Origin of the sequence: Amycolatopsis sp. A133, from assembly GCF_031082405.1 — a bacterium.
Taxonomy (GTDB): domain Bacteria; phylum Actinomycetota; class Actinomycetes; order Mycobacteriales; family Pseudonocardiaceae; genus Amycolatopsis.
In genome coordinates, this window is record NZ_JAVHJU010000002.1 from 60055 (window position 1) to 76384 (window position 16330).

The 16330-nt window shown below is 69.8% G+C and carries 15 protein-coding genes and 1 pseudogene; 6 read left to right on the plus strand and 10 right to left on the minus strand.

Features of this window, described 5'->3' with window-relative positions:
- Complete coding sequence (locus tag Q5425_RS02135) at positions 1 to 705, minus strand: hypothetical protein (protein WP_308670340.1); 705 nt, start codon at positions 703 to 705, stop codon at positions 1 to 3.
- Between the two features lie 84 nt (positions 706 to 789).
- On the minus strand, positions 790 to 1827 hold the full coding sequence (locus tag Q5425_RS02140) for a methionine synthase (RefSeq protein WP_308670341.1): 1038 nt from the start codon (positions 1825 to 1827) through the stop codon (positions 790 to 792).
- Between the two features lie 121 nt (positions 1828 to 1948).
- Between Q5425_RS02140 and Q5425_RS02145 the strand changes: the two genes are divergently transcribed.
- The 5 genes and pseudogenes from Q5425_RS02145 to Q5425_RS02165 all read left to right on the plus strand — a co-directional run bounded on the left by Q5425_RS02145 (position 1949) and on the right by Q5425_RS02165 (position 6374).
- The gene (locus Q5425_RS02145) at positions 1949 to 2773 is read left to right on the plus strand and encodes a phospholipid scramblase-related protein (protein WP_308670342.1); all 825 of its coding nucleotides are present in this window, start codon (positions 1949 to 1951) and stop codon (positions 2771 to 2773) included.
- A 104-nt stretch (positions 2774 to 2877) separates the two neighbouring features.
- Positions 2878 to 3921, plus strand: a complete 1044-nt coding sequence (locus Q5425_RS02150; RefSeq protein WP_308670473.1) for an MBL fold metallo-hydrolase — start codon at positions 2878 to 2880, stop codon at positions 3919 to 3921.
- A gap of 78 nt (positions 3922 to 3999) precedes the next feature.
- Complete coding sequence (locus tag Q5425_RS02155) at positions 4000 to 4401, plus strand: GNAT family N-acetyltransferase (RefSeq protein WP_308670343.1); 402 nt, start codon at positions 4000 to 4002, stop codon at positions 4399 to 4401.
- A gap of 10 nt (positions 4402 to 4411) precedes the next feature.
- Positions 4412 to 4865: pseudogene (locus Q5425_RS02160) on the plus strand (GNAT family N-acetyltransferase).
- 228 nt (positions 4866 to 5093) lie between these two features.
- Positions 5094 to 6374, plus strand: coding sequence for a DUF222 domain-containing protein (locus tag Q5425_RS02165; RefSeq protein WP_308670344.1), 1281 nt, complete (start codon positions 5094 to 5096; stop codon positions 6372 to 6374).
- Here the strand turns inward: Q5425_RS02165 and mnmA are convergent, their stop codons facing one another.
- From mnmA to Q5425_RS02185, 4 genes are all read right to left on the minus strand, one after another.
- Positions 6375 to 7466 carry a tRNA 2-thiouridine(34) synthase MnmA gene (gene mnmA, locus Q5425_RS02170; RefSeq protein ID WP_308670474.1) on the minus strand — a complete coding sequence of 364 codons (1092 nt, stop codon included), beginning with the start codon at positions 7464 to 7466 and terminating at the stop codon, positions 6375 to 6377.
- 4 nt (positions 7467 to 7470) lie between these two features.
- A complete protein-coding gene (locus Q5425_RS02175; protein ID WP_308670345.1) occupies positions 7471 to 8667 on the minus strand; it encodes a cysteine desulfurase family protein in 1197 nt (398 codons plus the stop codon).
- 64 nt (positions 8668 to 8731) lie between these two features.
- Positions 8732 to 10099, minus strand: a complete 1368-nt coding sequence (locus tag Q5425_RS02180; protein WP_308670346.1) for an MFS transporter — start codon at positions 10097 to 10099, stop codon at positions 8732 to 8734.
- Positions 10100 to 10143: 44 nt separating this feature from the next.
- A complete protein-coding gene (locus Q5425_RS02185) occupies positions 10144 to 11427 on the minus strand; it encodes a LuxR C-terminal-related transcriptional regulator (RefSeq protein WP_308670347.1) in 1284 nt (427 codons plus the stop codon).
- 154 nt (positions 11428 to 11581) lie between these two features.
- On the opposite strand from Q5425_RS02185, the gene Q5425_RS02190 reads away from it, so the two are divergent.
- A complete protein-coding gene (locus Q5425_RS02190) occupies positions 11582 to 12484 on the plus strand; it encodes an NADP-dependent oxidoreductase (protein WP_308670348.1) in 903 nt (300 codons plus the stop codon).
- 86 nt (positions 12485 to 12570) lie between these two features.
- Here Q5425_RS02190 and Q5425_RS02195 read toward each other — a convergent pair whose 3' ends face one another.
- From Q5425_RS02195 to Q5425_RS02210, 4 genes are all read right to left on the minus strand, one after another.
- Positions 12571 to 13455: a lysophospholipid acyltransferase family protein gene (locus Q5425_RS02195; protein ID WP_308670349.1), complete on the minus strand. Its 885-nt coding sequence runs from the start codon at positions 13453 to 13455 to the stop codon at positions 12571 to 12573.
- On the minus strand, positions 13452 to 14234 hold the full coding sequence (locus Q5425_RS02200) for a GNAT family N-acyltransferase (RefSeq protein ID WP_308670350.1): 783 nt from the start codon (positions 14232 to 14234) through the stop codon (positions 13452 to 13454). Before Q5425_RS02200 ends, Q5425_RS02195 begins: the two co-directional genes overlap by 4 nt.
- Positions 14235 to 14394: 160 nt before the next feature.
- Complete coding sequence (locus tag Q5425_RS02205) at positions 14395 to 15354, minus strand: electron transfer flavoprotein subunit alpha/FixB family protein (RefSeq protein WP_308670351.1); 960 nt, start codon at positions 15352 to 15354, stop codon at positions 14395 to 14397.
- A 29-nt stretch (positions 15355 to 15383) separates the two neighbouring features.
- Positions 15384 to 16169 carry an electron transfer flavoprotein subunit beta/FixA family protein gene (locus Q5425_RS02210; RefSeq protein ID WP_308670352.1) on the minus strand — a complete coding sequence of 262 codons (786 nt, stop codon included), beginning with the start codon at positions 16167 to 16169 and terminating at the stop codon, positions 15384 to 15386.
- Positions 16170 to 16330: the final 161 nt, after the last annotated feature.

Here is a 16330-nt window from a genome sequence, read left to right on the forward strand (position 1 = left end):
CTAGCCGGAGGTACCGACATTTTCGTCCGGTCCGGTGCCCAGTCCGCGGACCAGTTCACGGAGCTCCAGAAGGGTGATGGCACCGGCCGGCTCGGTCTCCGCGGTCTCGACGCGCCGTAACCGTTCGGCGGCGAGCCGTTCACCGAGTGTCGCGTCGAGCGGCAGGAATGTCATGGTCCGCCGGGTGGCGTCGTCGAGGTCGCCGAAGCCCGGGTGGAAGACTGCGACGTCGACCACGTGCTCGTCGTCGTCCACCTGGGCGACGACGCGGACGTCGGCCAGCGCGATCCGGTGCTCGCCGAGGTTGACCGTCACCTCGGTCGGATCGGGCACCGGCGGCACCGAATCGTGGTACTCCCAGATCGCGTCGTCCGGCGGCGCGGCAGCACGCCACGCGTCGGTGAACGGCCGCACTTCGGGGTCTTCCTGACCGGTCACGACCAGGGCGTAGATCGCCTGGCGACCACGCTCCAGCGAGAAGTGCAGCCGGGGGTGCAGGGCCTCGACCAGCTGGCAGAGCTCGTGCTCGACCCGGTGCGGCTCTCCCTCGCCCAGCGCCGCGCTGACCATCGGGAGCAGCTCGAACCAGCCGTGCCAGAACGCCTCCGCGGCGGCCGCCGGGTCGTCCGGCACGGGCTGCTCGGGCCACGCGGTGCGCGGGTCGGGCGGATCGGCGGCGGCGCTTTTGCGGCGGAACAGGCGCATGGTGACGGGTGGTCCTCGTTCGGTCGGCTACCCCGACACGCTACTTGCCGGCCGGAGGGGACGTCGGCGAGTTGCCGGATCCCGTCACCAGCCTTCCGGCGGCTCCAAGAAGGCCTTGCCGAGGTCCCGCGTCAGCGAGAGGGCCCGGCGCATCCAATCCGGTGTCGCGCCGGCCAGACCGCAGGCGGGCGTCGGTACGGCCCGTTCGGCGAGGACGCTGCGGTTGAAGCCCAGCCGGTCGGCCAGCCGGAACGCCGGCTCGCCGAAGTCCTTCAGACTCGGCGGGGACGCGGGAGAAGTGGCCGGGACCGCACCCAGGAACAGCGTCGCCTCGCCGTCCCACACTTCGCCGATCTCGTCCAGGAACGCGGCAGAGGCGCCGTCGAGCGCGGCGAGGTCGAAGGCCAAGGCGTCCGCACCCGCCTCCCGCAGCAGTCCCAAGGGCGGCTTCCCGGCGCAGCAGTGCAGGATCACCGGACGGTCGGTGATCCGCCGGGCGCCGTCGATCACGGTGGCGAGCAGCTGGCGCGCCTCGGGCTCCGGCACCGCCGGGACGCTCCCGTAGCCGGACGGCGTCGACAGCCCGCCTGCCAGCACCGTGGGCAACGACGGTTCGTCGAACTGGACGACCACCGGAGCCCCGGTCCTGGCCCGCACTTCCGCGACATGTTCGGCGAGACCGTCCAGCAGGGACGACGTGAAGTCCCGCAACGCGCCGCGATCGGTGAGCACCCGATGGCCACGGGGCAGTTCGATCCCCGCCCCGAGCGTCCACGGCCCGGCCAGCTGGACCTTGAAGACGGGCGGGGTGACCCCGGCCGCCTCACGCGCTTCCTGCACGGCGTCGAGATCCCAGCGAAGCAGGTCGACGGCCCGGCGGTGCTCGTGCCCGGGCCGGGACGCAACGCGGTAGCCACTCGGCACGACCTCGACGGCCAGGTCGACCAGCAGCGCGGCGGTCCGGCCGAGCATGTCCGCCCCGACACCGCGAGCCGGCAGCTCGGGCAGGTGCGGGAAGTCGGGCAGTTCGCCGAACACGACCGCCGCTGCTTCGGCGGGGTCGCTGCCCGGCATCGAGCCGATCGCCGTCGCCGCTCCGCTGGGCCAGATTCGCTCACTCACGACCGCCGATTCTGGTCGACCCCCGAGTGCGGGCACCGGCCGGGGCGCCAAGATGCGGACATTCACCGCATTTCCCTTGAGCAACACCATGAGCGGGTCCGCGGCGATAGGCTGACCGGCCATGACGAGTTCGCCACCGCAGCCGGGCTGGTACCCGGACGCGCGGGACCCCCGTCTGCACCGATGGTGGGACGGACAGGCCTGGACCGCCGACACCCGGCCGGCGTACCAATCCCCGCCACCGAGCGACTCCGAGCCGATCGAACTGGACATCGAACGCGCCCACGACCCTGCCCGGATCCAGAACCAGGTCAATCGCGCGACACGCGGTCGAAGCGGCACGCACACCGGCGGCGGCACTCTGTTCACCGAGCCGGTGCTCGTGGTCAACCAGCGCGCCAAGCTGATCGAGATGGCCAACGAGTTCGGCGTCTTCGACCAGCACGGCAACCGGCTCGGCGGGGTCGTCGAGGTGGGGCAGAGCACGTTGAAGAAGGCGATCCGCCTCCTGACCAACTACGACCAGTTCCTGACTCACAAGTTCGAGGTCCGCGACGCCAACCACAGCACCGTGCTCAAGGTGACGCGGCCGGCGAAGGTGTTCAAATCCCGGTTCCTCGTCACCAGGGCCGACGAGACCCCGATCGGTGAGATCGTCCAGGAGAACGTCTTCGGCAAGATCCGGTTCGGCTTCGTCGTCGACGGCCGCTCGGTCGGCGGGATCTTCGCCGAGAACTGGCGCGCCTGGAACTTCTCGATCCGCGACCACGCCGGCACCGAGGTCGCCCGGGTGACCAAGACCTGGGGTGGTTTCCTCAAAGCCGCCTTCACCACGGCCGACAACTACGTCGTCGAGATCCCCCACCCGCTGCCGGATCCGCTGGCCAGCATGGTGGTCGCCGCCGCCCTGACGATCGACACCGCCTTGAAGCAGGACACCGACTGATCTAGTGACCGGCGTCTCATCTCAACCAGGTGGACAGCGGGCCCGGCACGGCTCAGGGTGAAGAAAGGCCGGGACGCCGCAGTCTCGCCGGGACGGAGGTCACCGTGGAACCGTTGCCGGAAAGCAGCGACAGGAACTGGACCGAGCCCGGAATCTACGAGGTCTCGGCCGGCGTCTACCGGATCCCGTTGCCCCTGCCCAACGACGCTTTGCGCGCGGTCAACGTCTACGCGGTCACCGACGGCGAGAAGCTGGTCCTGGTCGACTCCGGATGGGCGCTGACCGTGGCCCGGCAACAGCTCGCGGACGCCTTGGGCGGGATCGGCGCCACACTCGCCGACGTCAGCGAGTTCCTCGTCACCCACGTGCACCGGGACCACTATTCGCAAGCTGTGGTCCTCCGCCGGGAATTCGGCTCCAAAATCGCACTCGGCCAGGACGAAGAGCCGTCGCTCAAGGCATCCGGCAACCCCGACCGGCTGCCGATGGAAGCCCAGGTCGATCTTCTGTTCCAGGCCGGAGCCGGCGAAGTCGTGGAAGCGCTGGCCCGGGAATTCGGCACGAACCGACGACACACGGAAGCCGACCTCTGGGAAGCACCCGACGAATGGCTGACACCCGGTCCTCGTCCGATCCTGCCCGGGCGCCAATTCGAAGTCGTCGCCACTCCGGGACACACCTCCGGGCACGTCGTCTTCGTCGACGACAATGCCGGCCTGCTGTTCTCCGGTGACCACGTGCTACCGCACATCACGCCCTCGATCGGGTTCCAGCCCGTGCCGGCCGAGTTGCCGCTCAACGACTTCATCGGCTCACTTCGCCTGGTGCGCGCCATGCCGGATCGCCGCATGCTTCCCGCACACGGCCCGGTGTCCGAAAGTGTGCACACCCGAGTCGACGAACTGCTGGAACACCATCGACAACGCCTCGAGACCATAGCCGCGCAAATCGTGGCCGGCGCAACCTGCGCGTACGAAGCCGCACACCGGATCGGCTGGACTCGCCGCAACCGCAAGCTGTCCGAAATGGACTCCTTCAACCAGACCCTCGCGGTCCTCGAAACCGCGGCACACCTCGACCTCCTGGTGTCACAAGGCAAACTCGGCGCTCAGACCGTCGAGGGGATTCGGCGCTACGCGGTGGCCTGAAGCCCACATGGCCGGCACTGCGGGTAGCCGCCTAGTTGCAGTTATGTCCGTCGTCCGGCCTCCTGCATACTGGGTGAAATGGATGTCATCAGACGTGCCCGGGCAACGGACAACGAGGCGCTCGTGCGCCTGTTCGGCGCGCCGGGCGAACCGCTGGCAGCCGCGCTCCGCGAACTCATGAACACCCCGCACGTCACGCTGGTCGTGGCCGAGGACGACAACGGCGTCGTTGGCACCGCCCAGCTGACCGTGCTCCGCGGCCTCACATGGGACGGTGCGCCCCGCGGCCTGCTCGAAGGCATCCGTGCCGCTCGGCGCGGCGTGACGAGCGCGCTCCTGACCTGGGGTATCGACGAAGCCCGCCGACGCGGCTGCACGCGAATCCACCTCGACTCGGGCATCAACCGCGGCGACCTGCGAGACTTCTACGCCCGCTTCGGTTTCGAGTACAGCTACCAAGGATTCACCCGCCTCCTGTGATACTGGCGGCGTGGCCGACTACACCATCCGCAGAGCACGACGTGAAGACATCGGTGCGATCGTGCGCATGCTGGCGGACGACCAGTTCGGCGCCACCCGGGACGGATCCAGGCGACCTCGGGCCGTACCTGCGTGCCTTCGACGAGATCGACGCGGATCCGAACCAGTTCTTGGTGGTCGTCGCGTCCGGCGACGAGCCGGTCGGCACCCTGCAGCTGACGATCATTCCGGGCTTGGCCAGGCGTGGTGCACTTCGTGGTCAAATCGAAGCTGTGCGGATCCATGCCGACCACCGGAGTGCCGGACTGGGCGCCGATCTCGTGCGCTGGGCGATCGACGAGTCGCGGCGGCGCGGTTGCGCCCTCGTACAGCTCACGTCGGACACCTCCAGGACAGAAGCGCACCGGTTCTACGAGCGCCTCGGATTCACGCCGAGCCACACGGGGTTCAAGCTCAAGATCTGAGCAGTAACAACGGCTACGCGCACCGGAGCGACGTCTGTCTATTTCGGACACCAATCCTCCCTTGACCCCAACGTGGATGCCCACGCACGCGCACCATCCCGAAACAATTGCGATCCGTCAAGCCTCGAACGGCACGAAAGGGCGGGTTCGCGCCCTTCCGCGCCCTTATACCACCCATTCCTCCGAACTTTGGTGACTTTCCTTGCGAGCCGTCCTACGGTCGGATGCATGACATCTTCACAACCAGTCCACGAGCTCGTCACTGCAACCGCTTCCCAGAGCGCCGACGCCGAGCTTCCGTTCGCGCTGCGATCGGTCCGCGCCGACCCGAACACGTTGCAGCACATGAAAGACGACCAGGTCATCGATCTCATCCGCGACACCGATGCGGAGATCTCGAAGCTGCAAGCGTTGCAGCTACGAGCGATCGCGGATCTGAGCGTGCGCCGGAGACGGGCGCCCAGCACGTCGTCGGAAATCGCGTTGGCCTTGTCCATAACGGAACACCGCGCCAGCGCCATCGTCTCCGCGGCCAACGCGCTGATCGCTCGCCTCCCCCGCATGCTCAACCTCATGGACGACGGCCGGCTCGACCTCTATCGCGCCATGAAGGTCACCGATGCGACGGCATGGCTGTCGGGAGATCACGTACGTGTCGTCGACGCAACGCTCGAGGACCGGGTTCCGGGCCGGAACGCCACCCAGATCCGCCGGGCCGCGGCCTATGCGGCTGCGCAGGCCGACCCCGAGGGCGCAGCGCAGCGCACCGAGCGAAAGCTCCTCGAGCGGCGGGTCACCCTGCACCACCAGGACGCCGGCGTGGCCCATCTGTCGGTCAACAACGCGCCGACGGAGAAGGCGACCGCTGCCTACGCCCGCGTCGATCAGGCCGCCCGTGCGTTGAAGACGCCGGACGAACCGCGAACGCTGGACCAGCTGCGTGCGGATGTGGCCATCGACCTGCTGCTCAGCGGCACCGGCGGCCCGAGCGAACGCACCGAGGTCTTCCTCCACATCGACCTGGCCACCTACCTCGGCCTCAACCAGTCACCTGCCACCTTGGCCGGTCGCGGGCCCGTGGCGGCTGCGCTGGCTCGTCACATCATCGGAGGACCGGATACGACCCTGCGTCGGGTCCTCACGGACCCGCGAACCGGTCACGCGGTCGAACTGTCTCCGACCCGCTACCCGCTCGAGCAGGACGAGTTCATCCGGGTTCGCGACCAAGAGTGCCGGCAGCCCGGATGCACGCGTCCCGCGCAGAGCTGCGGGATCGAAGCGATCCACGCCAAGGGCGAGGCCGAAGGAGTTGCGGATCAGCCGGTCACGTTCTGCTCGCGGCACGGCAAGCTGAAGAGCCAGCCTGGCTGGAACTACGAAGTCACACAGGACGGCATCGTCAACGTCGCGACACCGGGAGGGCAACTGCATTCGACTAAGCCACCGTCAGTGCACTCGGGCCGCCGGCGAGCGAACCGACTTCGGAAGAAGCCGCGGAAGGACCGATGATCAGCGAGTGCCCGAGATCTTCGCGCTGCCGAGAACGACGTCCCCACCCTCGGGATCAGGGCGGTAGAGCACGACGACCTGGCCCGGAGCGACTCCGCGCAGCGGCTCACGCAGGTGCACTGTCATGGTGTCGGCGTCCACGTCGGCGACCGCGTCCACGATGCCTCCGTGGGCCCTGACCTGGACCACGCATTCGGTGGGTTCGGTCAGCGGCCGGCCACTGGGCCAGATCGCGCGGTCAGCCTCGATCACCTTGACGCCGAGCCCGGCCACGGAGCCGACCTTGACGGAGCCCGACACCGGTTCGAGCGACAGGACGTACCGAGGACGGCCGTCCGGCGCCGGAGCGTCGATCCCAAGGCCCTTGCGCTGGCCGACCGTGAATCCGTGCACCCCAGTGTGCTGGCCGAGGACCGCACCCGTTTCCGCGTCCACGAGCTCGCCGGGCCGCTGCCCCAGCCGGTTCTCCAGGAACTTCTTGGTGTCGCCGTCCGGGATGAAGCAGATGTCGTGGCTGTCCGGCTTGTTGGCGACGGACAGGCCTCGTCGCTCCGCCTCGGCTCGCACCTCGGTCTTCCAGGAGCCACCGAGGGGGAACATGGCGTGGCTGAGCTGTTCCGGTGTCAGCGAGGCGAGCACGTACGACTGGTCCTTGCCGCTGTCCGCACTACGACGCAACTCGGGCACACCGTCGACCACCGAGAGGCGCGCGTAGTGGCCTGTGGCGACCGCGTCGAATCCCAGCGCCATCGCCTTTTCGAGGAGCGCTTCGAACTTAATCTTCTCGTTGCAGGTGACACACGGATTGGGGGTACGTCCAGCGGCGTATTCGCCGACAAAGGTTTCAACGACCTCTTCGGTGAAGCGCTCCGCGAAATCCCAGATGTAGAAGGGGATCCCAAGGATGTCGGCGGCCCGCCGGGCGTCGTGCGAATCCTCGATCGTGCAACACCCGCGTGAGCCGGTACGCAGAGTTCCCGGTTTCGCCGACAGGGCCAGGTGCACGCCGACGACGTCGTGCCCGGCGTCGACCGCGCGCGCCGCGGCGACCGCCGAGTCCACTCCTCCGCTCATCGCGGCCAAAACCCGCATTGCCTTACACCTCTTGCTTCTGAATCTGCTTGCGCATTCCGGCGAGGCCCGCCTGCCGGGCGCGCATGACGACACCACCGATCTCCGCAGCCACCGCCTCGACGTCGGCGGCGGTGGACGTGTGGCCGAGGGAAAACCGGAGGGAACCACGGGCCGCCGCCGGGTCGGCTCCCATGGCGAGCAGTACGTGGCTCGGCTGGGCGACGCCTGCCGTGCACGCAGAGCCCGTCGAACATTCGATGCCCCTGGCGTCGAGCAACATCAGCAGGCTGTCGCCGGCGCAGCCGGGGAAGGTGAAGTGTGCGTGGCTGGGCAGTCTCTCGCCATCGCCACCGTTGAGGACGGCGTCGGGCACCTCGCGCCGGATGGCCTCGACGAGCCCATCGCGGAGTTCCTCGACACGCTTCGCGTACTCGGCTCGGGTGGCGACGCTGATCCGGACGGCAGCCGCGAACCCCACGATCGCCGGGACGTCCAGGGTGCCGGAGCGGACATTGCGCTCTTGGCCTCCGCCGTGCAGCAAGGGCGCACAAGGGACGTCGCGTCTGAGCAGGAGTGCTCCCACTCCGAACGGGCCTCCGAGCTTGTGGCCGGTCAGAGTGAGCGCGGCCGCGCCACTGGCCGCGAAGTCGACCGGAGCGGCGCCGACAGCCTGAACGGCGTCGGTGTGGAACGGGATGTCGAATTCCGCGCACACTGCCGCCAGCTCGGCGATCGGGTTGATCGTGCCGACCTCGTTGTTCGCCCACATCACGGTGGCCAACGCGACGGTCTCGGGTTCCGCGGCGATGGCTGCACGGAGGACGTCGGGCGAGACCCGCCCCTGGCTGTCGACGTCGAGCAGAACGACCTCGGCGCCGCTGTGGGCTTCGAGCCATTCGACGGTGTCCAGCACGGCGTGATGCTCCGCGGCACCGCATAGGATGCGACGACGCTGCTCCTGCTCGTCGCGGCGGGCCCAGTAGATGCCCTTGATCGCGAGGTTGTCGCTCTCGGTGCCGCCGCCGGTGAAGATCACCTCGGAGGGACGGGCGCCCAGCGCGTCGGCGATGGTTTCGCGAGCTTCCTCGACCATCCGGCGAGCCCGGCGGCCCGAAGAGTGCAGCGCCGAGGCGTTGCCCACGGTGGACAGCGCCTCGGTCATCGCCGCTATGGCTTCGGGCAACATCGGAGTGGTCGCCGCGTGGTCGAGATAGGTCATCGCTATTTCAGGGTAGTCCGCTCCAGCGCGTGACGGAGCCCGCCCTGGCTCTCGAAGTGGGCTGTCACACCTTCGACGGCCACCGGCCGGTCAATCGGACGCCCACCATCGCGAGCGCGACCAAGGCCACTGTGAGCAGGGCCATTGCCGGAGACGGGTCGAGAACCGAGCCGGCCACGCTGAGCAGGACGCCACCCAGGCCGATGAGCAGCGCGGAGCCGACCCAGTCCGCCAGCTGCATCGCCGAGGTGTTGAAACCGCGCTCACCTTCGGGTGAGTAGCGGAGCAAGAGGACGGAGATGGCGGGCATCGCGATCCCCATGCCGGCGCCGCCGATCGCGCAGGCCACGAACGCCACCCAGCCGGGGAACCACGGCTGCGAGACCAGGCCGAAGCCGACCAGGCCCGCCGCGACCAGCCAGAAGCCGGTGCGCAGCGACGCCTCCCTCGACCAGCCGAGGTACCGGCCTTGCGCCGCCGAGGCCGCGGACCAGCCCAACGCCGTGATCGTCAGCGGCAGGCCGGCGAGGGCGGGGCTGTAACCGTGGACCGCGCTCATCGTCAGCGGGAGATACGCCTCCATTCCTGCGTACGCGCCGGCGATCAGGGCCCGGGAGGCGACGACGGTCGGCAGGCCCGGGCGGGAAGTCAGCGTCCCGGCCGGCAGCAGCGTCCGGAGTGCGTAGCCCAGCGCGATGAGCCCGACCGTGCCGTAGCCGAGCGCAACGAGTGACTGGTGCTGGGCAGCCCACGTCAACGCTGCGACGCCGAGCGCGGCGATGATCGCCCGGGACACGCTCGCCTGTCGGCCGCCGGTGGCGGCTGCGTGCGCAGGCAAGCGCCGGACGACCACCAACAGCATCAGCACCCCGACGGCCACGAGCGGGACCAAGCCCAGGAAGACCCACCTCCAGCCGACGCTGACCGTCACGACTCCGGCCACCGAAGGCCCGATGACCGCCGGCAGGACCCAGGCCGCAGCGTTCGCGGCGTAGATCACCGGACGTTCGTGGTCGGTGAACGTCAGCGCGATCAACAGCGAGACCGAGACCAAGAGCAGTCCCGAGCCGAAGCCCTGCAGCGCGCGGCCGAGGAGGAGCATCGGCATTCCGCTCGCCGTTCCCGCGACGACGAGGCCGATCGCGAACAGCAAGGGGCCAGCCAGCAGCGCCGGCGCCGGACCGCGGCGGTCGCCGATCCGGCCCGAAAGCACTGTCGCGACCACGCTGGAGATCAGGAAGATCGTGAAAGGCCACGAGTAGAGCGACAACCCGTGGAGGTCGGCAACGAGGGTGGGCATCGCCGTGGCCACGCCCATGCTCTCGAACGCGACCAAGGTGACCACGAGCAGCAGCGCGATCGTGGTCAGGCGGTGTTCCGCACTCCAGAGCACACTTCGGCGACGGGGTGCGGAGTCGATCGTCGAGGCCATGATCAGCAGCGTGCAACCTCCAGCCCAGTGGAGGTCAAGGCGATTCAGGCGGAGCGATGCGTCACCGGTTCCAGCGGCAGGTCGCGGGCCAGCGCGGCCGCCTCGCCGCGGGAACTCACGTCCAGCTTGTCGAGGAGGTTGCGGACGTGGAACTTCACCGTGTGCTCGCTGAGCTGCAGTTGCTCGGCGATCTGCCGGTTGCGCAGGCCTTGGGAGATGCCCGCCAGCACCTCCAGTTCGCGCGGGTTGAGCCGGTCGAGCGGGCGCAGCTCCGGCGGTTCCGCCACGCCGAGCGAGAGGACGGCGGTGACTGTCGTGCCCCAGCCGGGTACCGCGTCGACCTCCCAGTGGCCCCCGAGAGCCGTGAGCCGCTCGGTCATACCCCGTGGCGGGACTGCGTCGGCGATTTCGGGGCAATCGTCGCGGACCGTGATCCGCAGCTCCGAGCCGTCCACGCGCCAGGACGCCCGCAAGCGCGTGGTCTCGGGACGGTCCAGGGCGGCGAGCACCAGGCCGCGGGTCAGGGTGCGGGCCGTGTGGGCGATGTCCTGGGGGAGGGACGCGTCGCCGATCGGGTCGGGCAGGTCGACGTCGACCTCCGTGTGCCGGACCAGGTCGGCGAGCTGAGTCTTGAGGACCGCGAACGCCGCCTCCGCCTGCTCTGCGGACAGGACTTGGTCGCGGTCGACGACGCCTTTGAGCTCGAGCAGCGCGTTGGCGGCGAGGTCGACCGCGGTGCGGCGGGCAACGGTGTCGGAGAGCCGGCCGGAGCGGAGCACCGCCAGGAGCGTGACCAAGGTCGCCGCCTGCGTCTGACCGAGGTCGGTGATCGCCTGGGCCCGTGCGGAGGCCGCAGCGAGGCTGCTGGCCAGGACGTCCGGGCCCGGATCGGTCGCACGCTGGCCTGCGTCGGTGCTGACGATGTGCCACAGCTGGGCCGCCAGCTCCAGTTCCGCAGACGGCAGTTCCCCGGCGTCCGGCACCACCGCGAGCACGGCGCCTTGGCCGACTGCCGGTGTCGAGGCGAGCAGGACGAGACGGCGCTCGACGCCGCCGAGCACGCCGTCGAGCACCAGGGCTTTGCCCGGCTCGCTGCGGTCGACCAGGCGCTGCAGCTCGACGCTCGTCACGGCTTGGGTGATCGCTTCGTCGCCGATGGCCTTGAGCGGGCTGCGGGGGCAGTCGCCCGTCTGCATCGCGGCCGCGCGGTGTGGGATCAGCTTTCCCAGCTCGGCGGAGATCCGCCCGAGGAACTGGGGCCGCGGTGCCGACAGCAGCCGCTCGACGACGTCCAGCACGTGCCGCGGATCCGACCAGGAAGCGTCCATGGGGTCCAAGGTAGGCGCGTCCGCGGTCCGGCGACCTGCTCGTCCGGCTAGTGAACACTGCTCGTCCGGACGGTTCGGCGGCTCCGCCGGGCGAGTTGACTTCCCGGAGAGGACATTCGAAGCCGAAGGTCACGAATCGAGGAGCGAAACCACCATGCGAGCGATCATCTTCTCGGCATACGGCGGGCCGGAAGTCCTGCAGCTGTCCGACGTTCCGGCGCCGGAACCGGGCCCGGGACAAGTGCGGCTGGCCGTGCGGGCCGCCGGGGTCAACCCGATCGACTGGAAGATCCGCAACGGCGCCATGCAGCAGAACTTCCAGGTCCCCTTCCCCCACATCCCCGGTCTCGAGGTCGCCGGGGTCGTCGACGCCGTCGGCGACGACGCGGACTTCGCTGTGGGCGACGAGGTGTTCGGCTGGTCGGAAACCGGTGCCTACGCCGAGTACGCGCTGGCGAAGACGATCACGCCGAAGCCCGCGAGCCTCTCGTGGGCAGACGCCGCCGCGCTGCCGGTCGCCGGCGAGACCGCGCTTCGCGTCCTCGGGCTGCTCGGTGTCCGCGAGGGCGAGACGCTGCTGCTCCACGGGGCCAGCGGCACGGTCGGGCGGTTCGCCGCTCAGGTCGCCGTCGCGCGGGGTGTGACCGTCGTCGGGACCGGGGGAAGCCGGAGCCTCGAAGACCTGAAGTCGCTGGGCGTCGTTCCCGTGCGCTACGGCGACGGCTGGGTCGAGCGGGTCCGCGAGGCCACGTCCGGGCCGGTGGACGCCGTGTTCGACGCCGCCGGGCACGGGGTGCTGCCCGGTTCCGTCGAGCTGCGGGGCAGCAAGGACCGGATCATCACCATCGCCGATGCGGCCGCGTTCGAGCTGGGGATCCCGTTCTCCAGCGGGGGCGAGCAGACCCGTGAGGTTCTCGACGAGATCGCCGGCTGGGTGACCGACCGCGGGATCGGCATCGCGCAGGGCCGGAGCTACCCGCTCGCCGAGGCGGCCGCGGCGCAGGTCGAGAGCGAGGGCGGGCACCCCGGCGGAAAACTGACGATCGCCGTCGGCTGAACGAACCCGGACGGGACCTGCCACCGGGTGGCGGTGGCAAGTCCCGAACCTGGGCCTGCCGCCGGATCGCGGCGACAGGGCCCGGATCACTTCGCGGGAGGCGAAGCCAGTGGCGCCGCCTGGCGGCGCGGGGTCCGGCGCCGCGGCTGGGCCGGGATCTGCACTGTGCCCAGCGCGGAATGGACCGCGGCCTCGGCGAGGGCGGCCAGTTCGCGGCGGGTCTCCGCGCGGCCCGGGGCGATTTCCGGGCAGACGTGGACCTCGAGCACCAGGCCGCGCAGGGCCGCGACCCGGCGCAGGGATGCGATCAGCGACTCCGGGCCGATGAACGCCGGGCGGCTCGTCTCGCGGCCGTCGGCGAGGCGGTACCGCAGCGCGATCGGGCGCACCGGGACGCCGCCGTCGATGGCCGCCTGGAACGTCGCCGTCGTGAAGCGGCCCGAGGCCAGGCCGCACCACGTCGTGCCTTCCGGGGTGACGCTCACCAGCGACCCGGACCTGAGCGCGTCGGCCAGCGACGCCATCGTGGCCGGCAGCGACGTCAGCCGCTCGCGGTCGAGGAAGATGCTGCCGCCGCGGCGGACCAGGCCGCCGAGCACCGGCCAGCCCGCGATCTCCTTCTTGGCCAGCGCGCGCATCGGCCGCAGCGCGTTGATCGCGACGATGTCGAGCCACGAGATGTGGTTGTTGACCACCAGCGCGCCACGGCCGGCGGGCGCGGTCAGGAAGTCGGCGCCGCCCCGGATGTCCAGCCGGACGCCGAAGGCCCGCAGCACGCCGAGGAAGATCAGCCGGAGCAGGCGCTCGCGGCCCGGGGCCACCAGCAGCAACGGCGCAGACAGCACGGCCGCGAAAACGACGGAGATCGCCGCCGCGAAGCGCAGGATCCGGCGCGGGAAGCCGACGACCGGGTCGTCGGCGGTGAGGCAGCCGTCGCCGCACGGCGAGGACGGCATCCAGGCGTGGCTCATGCCTGGTCCCCGAGGAAGTACTTCAGGTAGCGCTCGTCGACGTTCTGCAGGTCCAGCACCACGAAGAAGTCCGCGACGCCGAAGTCGGCGTCGAGCGCGGGCGGCCCGTGGACCTTGGCGCCGAGCCGGACGTAGCCCTTGATCAGCGGCGGCAACGTGGCCCGCGCCGGGCGCTCGATGCCGGAGGCGTCCCAGGGGATCAACGGGGTGACGCGGGTGGTCTCGTCGGAGTAGTGCTTGGCGCGCAGGACGTCCCACACGCCGGCGGCGAAGGAGCCGTCGTCCACCAGCGGGACGGACGCGCAACCGGCGAGGTAGCGGTGGCCGGAAAGCAGCATGTAGCGGGCGATCCCGGCCCAGACCAGGCTGACGACGGCGCCGCTGCGGTGGTCCGGGTGCACGCACGACCGGCCGGTCTCGACCAGTGACGGTCGCAGGCCGTCGATCGAGGTCAGGTCGAACTCGCTGTCGGCGTAGAGCTTCCCGGCCTGGACGGCGCGCTCCGGCGGGAGCATCCGGTAGCAGCCGACGATGTCGCCGGTGTTGTCGTCGCGGACCACGAGGTGGTCGCAGAACTCGTCGAACTCGTCGACGTCGAGACCGGGCCGCAGGGAGTGGAGGCGCGCGCCCATTTCCTCGGCGAAAACCCGGTGGCGCAGTTTCTGCGCCGCAACCACTTCGTCGTTCGCGTGCGCGACGAGAAGTGAGTACCGAGGGGCGTCGGCGGGGCGCTCGGCACCCGCCTGATCAGTGCTGACGAGGAGCTGTGACGTCGTCATGGTCAAGGTTTACCTGCGCGGAGGAAGCCGCGGAGAGTGCCATCCGATGACCGATCAGTGCACGTTCAGTTAATGGCGGGTTCTCAGGCTTCTCTCAGGTCCCCGGAATGCACGAAAGGCCTCCCGGGACGTGCCGGGAGGCCCTTCGAGGAGGCTGGAATCAGCCCTTGCGCTTTTCGACCGCTTCGGTCAGCTGCGGCGCGACGTTGAACAGGTCGCCGACGATGCCGAAGTCGGCGATCTCGAAGATCGGCGCTTCCGCGTCCTTGTTGACGGCGATGATCGTCTTCGACGTCTGCATGCCGGCGCGGTGCTGGATCGCGCCGGAGATGCCGAGCGCGATGTACAGCTGCGGCGAGACCGTCTTGCCGGTCTGGCCCACCTGGAACTGCGCCGGGTAGTAGCCGGAGTCGACAGCGGCACGCGACGCACCGACAGCCGCGCCGAGCGAGTCGGCCAGCTTCTCGACGACGTCGAACTTCTCCGCCGAACCGACACCGCGGCCACCGGAGACCACGATCGAGGCCTCGGTCAGCTCGGGGCGGTCACCGCCGGTCACCGGCTCGACGCCGGTGATCTTGGTGGCCTTCGCCGCGTCGACGGCGGGGACCTCGACGGTCTCCTCGGCCGCCGCGCCCTCGGCGGGCTCCGCCTCGACCGCGCCCGGGCGGATGGAGACGACCGGCGCGCCCTTCGCGGACTTGGACTTCACCGAGAACGCGCCACCGAAGATGGACTGGTCGATGACGCCGTCGCCGTTGACGCCCACGGCGTCGTAGATGAGGCCGGAGCCCAGGCGCACGGCCAGGCGGGCGGCGACCTCCTTGCCCTCACCGCTGGCGGTGACGAGCACGGCAGCCGGGGACGCCTGCTGCGCGAGCGCGGCGAGCACGTCGACCTTGGGCGTGACCAGGTAGTTCGCGGCGTCGTCGCCTTCCGCGACATACACCTTGGCGGCGCCGTGCGACGCCAGCGCCTGCTTCGCCTTGGCGGCGGTGCCGGTCGGGCCAACGACGACGGCCGACGGCTCACCGAGCGCGCGGGCGGCGGTCAGCAGCTCGAGCGTGACCTTCTTGACCTCACCGTCGACGTGGTCGACGAGGACGAGTACTTCAGCCATTGTTCTACTTCCTCCTCGAAGAGCCGTTGTCAGATGAGCTTCTGGCCGACCAGGTACTCGGCGACCTTGGTGCCGCCGTCGCCCTCGTCCTCGACCTTCTCGCCGGCGGTGCGCGGCGGCTTCGGCGCGGACTCGGTCACCGTGGACCACGCGTTGGCGAGACCGACCTCGCCCGCGTCGACGCCCAGGTCGGCGATGGTGAACGTCTCGACCGGCTTCTTCTTCGCGGCCATGATGCCCTTGAAGGACGGGTAGCGCGGCTCGTTGATCTTCTCGCCGACGCTCACGATCGCGGGCAGGCTCGCCTCGAGGCGGGTGAGGCCGTCCTCGGTCTCGCGGGTGGCCTTGATCGTGGTGCCCTCGACGGTCAGCTCGCGCACGTAGGTGACCTGCGGCAGGCCGAGCAGCTCGGCGAGGATCGCCGGGACGGCGCCACCGCGGCCGTCGGAGGACTCGTTGCCGGCGATGACCAGGTCGAAGCCCTCGACCTTGGCGATCGCGGCGGCGATCACCTTCGCGGTGGCGATCGCGTCGGAGCCGTGCAGCGCCTCGTCGGAGACGTGGATGGCCTTGTCGGCGCCCATGGACAGCGCCTTGCGGATGGCGTCGGTCGCGCGGTCCGGGCCCACCGAGATCACGGTGACCTCGCCCTCGCCGGCTTCCTTGATCTTCAGCGCTTCTTCGACGGCCTTCTCGTTGATCTCGTCGAGCACGGCGTCGGCGGATTCGCGGTCAAGGGTGTGGTCGGACCCGTTGAGCTTCCGCTCCGAGTAGGTGTCCGGTACCTGCTTGACCAGGACGACGATGTTGGTCATGGGTCTGCTTCGACCTCCCGGTTCGTGGCCCGCGGGCGACCACGGGTCAGTGCTCTACTGGCCGGTAGATTAGGGCCAATCGGCGCGCAGGACCCGTCGAGGTGACGCCATTCACCTGGATGCGCAATCTAGTGGGACGATCGTCCCGGTAGTCGACCGGT

Excerpts from the sequence above, each read along its gene's own strand:
- Q5425_RS02135 (WP_308670340.1), bottom strand. The coding sequence starts at position 705 with ATGCGCCTGTTCCGCCGCAAAAGCGCCGCCGCCGATCCGCCCGACCCG.
- Q5425_RS02145 (WP_308670342.1), top strand. The coding sequence starts at position 1,949 with ATGACGAGTTCGCCACCGCAGCCGGGCTGGTACCCGGACGCGCGGGAC.
- Q5425_RS02155 (WP_308670343.1), top strand. The coding sequence starts at position 4,000 with ATGGATGTCATCAGACGTGCCCGGGCAACGGACAACGAGGCGCTCGTG.
- Q5425_RS02165 (WP_308670344.1), top strand. The coding sequence starts at position 5,094 with ATGACATCTTCACAACCAGTCCACGAGCTCGTCACTGCAACCGCTTCC.
- mnmA (WP_308670474.1), bottom strand. The coding sequence starts at position 7,466 with ATGCGGGTTTTGGCCGCGATGAGCGGAGGAGTGGACTCGGCGGTCGCC.
- Q5425_RS02175 (WP_308670345.1), bottom strand. The coding sequence starts at position 8,667 with ATGACCTATCTCGACCACGCGGCGACCACTCCGATGTTGCCCGAAGCC.
- Q5425_RS02180 (WP_308670346.1), bottom strand. The coding sequence starts at position 10,099 with ATGGCCTCGACGATCGACTCCGCACCCCGTCGCCGAAGTGTGCTCTGG.
- Q5425_RS02185 (WP_308670347.1), bottom strand. The coding sequence starts at position 11,427 with ATGGACGCTTCCTGGTCGGATCCGCGGCACGTGCTGGACGTCGTCGAG.
- Q5425_RS02190 (WP_308670348.1), top strand. The coding sequence starts at position 11,582 with ATGCGAGCGATCATCTTCTCGGCATACGGCGGGCCGGAAGTCCTGCAG.
- Q5425_RS02195 (WP_308670349.1), bottom strand. The coding sequence starts at position 13,455 with ATGAGCCACGCCTGGATGCCGTCCTCGCCGTGCGGCGACGGCTGCCTC.
- Q5425_RS02200 (WP_308670350.1), bottom strand. The coding sequence starts at position 14,234 with ATGACGACGTCACAGCTCCTCGTCAGCACTGATCAGGCGGGTGCCGAG.
- Q5425_RS02205 (WP_308670351.1), bottom strand. The coding sequence starts at position 15,354 with ATGGCTGAAGTACTCGTCCTCGTCGACCACGTCGACGGTGAGGTCAAG.
- Q5425_RS02210 (WP_308670352.1), bottom strand. The coding sequence starts at position 16,169 with ATGACCAACATCGTCGTCCTGGTCAAGCAGGTACCGGACACCTACTCG.